This window comes from Alistipes sp. CAG:29 (assembly GCF_000435435.1).
Taxonomy (GTDB): Bacteria; Bacteroidota; Bacteroidia; order Bacteroidales; family Rikenellaceae; genus Alistipes; species Alistipes onderdonkii.
In genome coordinates this window covers 72,081-75,781 of record NZ_FR893505.1, presented here as the reverse complement: position 1 = coordinate 75,781, position 3,701 = coordinate 72,081, and the positions used below count along the sequence as shown (strand labels likewise).

Here is a 3,701-nt window from a genome sequence, read left to right as displayed (position 1 = left end):
TCAGAGTCAGCCCTCTCCATCCGCGATGCCCGCAGGCGGGCACCACTGGAAATCTTGCAACTCCAACCGGCACTTTTTTAGTGGGAAGTGATGGATTCGAACCACCGAAGGCGTACGCCAGCAGATTTACAGTCTGCCCCATTTGGCCACTCTGGTAACTTCCCAAATTGTCTGCCCCGAACGGACGGATTCCGCATTGCACCGAATCCCCTCTGAGGCTTTCGTCCTGCCGCTGCCCGGGCTGTGCGGAGATCTCTCCCCTTCCTCGCGTCGGCTTTCCGAGCCGATGGAGGGATTCGAACCCCCGACCAGCTGATTACAAATCAGCTGCTCTGGCCAACTGAGCTACATCGGCAAAATCAACCGTTTTGGATTGCAAAAGTAGGCATAAAAAATTTACCAGCCAAATAAATCCCGATAAATTTTCTACTTTTTTACTCTTCTCAAAGAACGTCATTCAGCCGCCGTTATTTCAGGGATGAAATCGGGTGCAAAGATAGGAAAAGTTTTATATTTTACAACAGCTTATCCGAAAAATATCACCCCGGCGGCCGAAGGTTACCACCTTCCCGCCCGGAACGGCTCCGCACCGCACCGCAAGCCCGGGCAAAAAGCCGCCGCACCTATTTATATATTAACAATAATATAAATCACGGGAAATTCGTTATCTTTGGCCGGACAAACACAATACGCCATGAACGCGATCCCCCTGCCCGATGACTTCGGGTTACGCCCGCTCCGTGCGGACGACGCCCCGGACATCTTTACGGCCATAGACACGCAGCGCGAACACCTCGGGCGCTGGCTCCCGTTCGTGGCCGCGACGCACCGCGTGGAACAGACCCGCGAAGTGGTCGCCGCCATGCTGGCCGACCCGGCCAACCCGGTCTTCACGCTGCGCGTCGGGGATGCCTTCGCGGGGCTTATCGGGTTCAAATCGGCGGACAGCACCACCCGCACCATCGAGATCGGCTACTGGCTCCGCTCCGAATATCAGGGAAGGGGACTTATGACCGCAGCCGTGGAAGCGCTCTGCCGCACGGCCTTCGGGCAAATGGGCATGGAGAATGTCGAAATCAAATGCGCCGCAGGCAACCTGCGGAGCAACCGGATCCCGCTGCGCCTCGGCTTCAGGCTCGACCGCATCGAAGTACGCGGCGAGCAGCTCGCCGACGGGGAGTTCACCGACCTCAACGTATACCGGCTGCCGCGCCCCTGAAACAAAAAAAACCGGGAAGGCGGTTCCTCCCGGTTCCAACTCCCGACAACACCCCCGCGCTGCCGGCACAGCCTCGTCCCAGTCCAGGCCGGGGGCGACATACAGGGACTACCCTTCCTTGATCGAAGCGATCAGCTGGGCAGGCGTCGCCTGCAGGTAATTCTTGCAGAAACGGCTGAACTGCGTATAGTGGCGGAACCCATACTTGTTCATCAGCGCCTTCGTGCTGTCTTCGCCGTCGCGTATGTCCGAGAAAATCTTGAGTGCCTTCTGGCGCATCATCCAATGGTAAACGCTGTCGTTGAAATGCTCGGCAAAACGACGCTTGAACACCGAAAGGCTCATGCCCGCAAGGGCAGCCAGCTCGGCTACGCCCTGTGCCTTGTCGTAGTTGTTGCACACGAAGACACGGAAATTGTCCTGCGGCTGAATCATCGACTGGAAGAAATAGGCATGCTCGGTCGGCGTATAAAGCACCTTGATCATCATGAAAAGCTCCGTAGCCTTCATCTTGTGGTAGCGGGAACAACCGCTCATCTCCGGGATCATGAAAAGCCCTTCGAGCAACCGCTCGATCGACGGATGCATCGCCAGCTTGGGCACGTCCTCATTGGGAATGACCGTATCATAGGGCATCACCTTGTCGAAAATGTCCTGTTCGCAGAATTCGATCCTGTGGATCAGCGACAGCACGACAATATTGGCCTCGTCCTGGGCCGTCGCAACGAATCTTTCGCCGCGTGCCAGGCACACATACTGCCTCGAAGTCACCAGGCGCATCGTCTCGCCATGCTCTATCATAAGCGACCCCGACATGACGAAAAGGATACGCACCATACGGTCGGCAGGAAAAGTCACGCCCTCGCCGGGTGTGAGGGTCATCTGTGCAAAACGGCAATAATTCGAATCGCCGATGCGGCGGAACGGCGCAGGAAACGTAGGACAACTACTACAATCCGCAGGACAATTCTCCTTTAATGCCAGCTCCACAAACTGCGGTTTGGTCTGATCCATATATTCGATTGATTGTTTAACTGTTCAAAGTTACACAAAAAAATCATAACCGACAAAAAACAAACACTTTCGTCCACCCTTTTTGCATACAAAAGCACCTCGCTGCCGTAAATTTCCGCTTCTACACAGAAGGCCGCAAAATTTCCAACATGCAAAAAAAGTGCGTAAACCTTGCCGGCAAGGCATATCGGCCCGAAATCCCAGTCCCATGTCACAGTAGCCTCAAACGGCCAAATACTGCCTTTCCACACAAAACAGTCCATCCCACGAAAAGCACCCGCACACCCGGACGGGAAACGATCCGCAACACAGCCGGACGTATAAAAAACGGGGTGCCGCGATAATTGCGGCACCCCACAGGTACTGCACAGCAAACGAATGCCGGCAGCGATGATATTATTTATAACTGATAATCAAAATCTTCGACGACTCCCAAAAACGCACGGGATCAGTAATAAGCAATTTCGTAACTATTTTATCCTTCTCGCCCCCCGTCACCAGTTGATAGGAATCCTCGGGCTGCGCCGTGACGACGGTCACCTTTTTCCGGCCGACGGGGATCTCGGACAGCAGCCGGGAATCGGCCTTCGTAAAACTCTCCAGGTTATTGGTGTTGTTCACCGTCAGCGTACGCCCGATAAAGCCCTGCTTGTCGATGATCTGCGCGTCGCGGAGTTCTTTTTCCGCACCGACGATATAGTAGACCGTGTGGAGCTGGTTCTCCAGTTCGACCTTTTCGCTACTCAGGTTTTCCGCCCGGGCATTCTGCTCGGCGACTTGTTCTGTCAGGATCTCCACCTCGACACCCATCTTGTCCAGGCTCTCCCGCAGGCGGGCGATTTCGTCCTTCTTCCCGGCAAGCTGTTTATTCAGGTCTGCGATCATCTTCTCCAGCCCGTCGATACGCAGGTTCGCCTTGCGCAGCTGGACTGCAGCACGCTGCAACGAGGCGATCTTGTCCTTGTTCTCCTGCAACAGGCGGTCGATCGCCGCGATATCGTTGTTGATCTCCTCGACGGGACGGCGGCCGCCCTCGCTACCACCCGCCACCGAAATCAGGTTTTCACGGGTCTTTATCAGCACCAAGTTTTCGGAGATGGCGTTGATGTCCTCGAAAACGGCATTTATAAGCGAATCCTTGGCACTGACGACCGAAACGAGCGAATCCCGCTGGTCTTCCACCCTGACGACCGTCCCTTTGCTCACGCAGGATGCGAGGGCGAACGCCGCGCCCAGCGCCATGGCTGTAACGTACTTCATAACTTTCTAAGATTTAAGTTATTGTTTGCTTCTCGGGAGGCAAATATAAATATAAAAACAATACCCTGTTCAAAAATCTTCACGACACGCGGGAAATCTGCATTATCGGCAACGTGACACTCCGGCATGAAGGGCTCGAAGACGGCAAAAACAAAGGCCGCACCTTCCGGTACGGCCTTTTCATGCAGGGAGGGAAGTCTTACTTCAC

The 3,701-nt window shown here is 54.9% G+C and carries 4 protein-coding genes and 2 tRNA genes; 1 reads left to right on the top strand and 5 read right to left on the bottom strand.

Annotated features, from left to right (window positions below; translation table 11 throughout):
- Positions 1 to 81: 81 nt before the first annotated feature.
- A tRNA-Tyr gene (locus tag QVP03_RS12555) sits at positions 82 to 164 on the bottom strand.
- Positions 165 to 281: 117 nt separating this feature from the next.
- A tRNA-Thr gene (locus QVP03_RS12550) sits at positions 282 to 355 on the bottom strand.
- A 339-nt stretch (positions 356 to 694) separates the two neighbouring features.
- On the opposite strand from QVP03_RS12550, the gene QVP03_RS12545 reads away from it, so the two are divergent.
- Positions 695 to 1,219 (top strand): GNAT family N-acetyltransferase, encoded by a 525-nt coding sequence (locus tag QVP03_RS12545; protein ID WP_022333742.1) that lies wholly within the window; start codon positions 695 to 697, stop codon positions 1,217 to 1,219.
- 108 nt (positions 1,220 to 1,327) lie between these two features.
- On the opposite strand, the gene QVP03_RS12540 is transcribed toward QVP03_RS12545, so the two are convergent.
- The 3 genes from QVP03_RS12540 to QVP03_RS12530 all read right to left on the bottom strand — a co-directional run.
- On the bottom strand, positions 1,328 to 2,233 hold the full coding sequence (locus QVP03_RS12540) for a helix-turn-helix domain-containing protein (protein ID WP_022333741.1): 906 nt from the start codon (positions 2,231 to 2,233) through the stop codon (positions 1,328 to 1,330).
- A 396-nt stretch (positions 2,234 to 2,629) separates the two neighbouring features.
- A complete protein-coding gene (locus tag QVP03_RS12535; protein ID WP_022333740.1) occupies positions 2,630 to 3,493 on the bottom strand; it encodes a Cbp1 family collagen-binding glycoprotein adhesin in 864 nt (287 codons plus the stop codon).
- On the bottom strand, positions 3,490 to 3,701 hold a 212-nt coding region (locus QVP03_RS12530), incomplete at its 5' end, for a hypothetical protein (RefSeq protein ID WP_288210814.1). The genes QVP03_RS12535 and QVP03_RS12530, both read right to left, overlap by 4 nt.